Below are 255 nucleotides of genomic sequence, written 5' to 3'. Positions count from 1 at the left end.
ACCAGTTCTTCTGGATTTTTGTCAACAAAGACGAGAACTACCACTGGATTGCCATCATCGAGGCATCCGCCGAACTGCTGGAGCTGGGCATGCTTGAGTACCGCAAATCGATGCGCGCTATCGCTACCGGCTTTGACACTGGCGAATGGCCAGCACCGATCACCGCTGATTACACCGACGAACTGAACGACTTCGACCTGCGCCGCCTTGAAGCGCTGCGTCTGGCTTAAGGGAGGATTTGACCATGCAAAATAC

At 54.1% G+C, this 255-nt stretch carries 1 protein-coding gene; it reads left to right on the top strand.

Going from position 1 to position 255, the window contains the following annotated elements:
• Nucleotides 1-230: hypothetical protein (locus tag NNO08_RS23060; RefSeq protein WP_271457615.1), on the top strand; the 230-nt coding region annotated here is incomplete at its 5' end.
• Between the last annotated feature and the right edge of the window lie 25 nt (nt 231-255).

The sequence above is a fragment of the Citrobacter sp. Igbk 17 genome (assembly GCF_028069775.1).
GTDB lineage: Bacteria > Pseudomonadota > Gammaproteobacteria > Enterobacterales > Enterobacteriaceae > Citrobacter.
The sequence above is the reverse complement of the archived record's forward strand: the minus strand, read 5'-3'. Positions and strand labels throughout refer to the sequence as shown.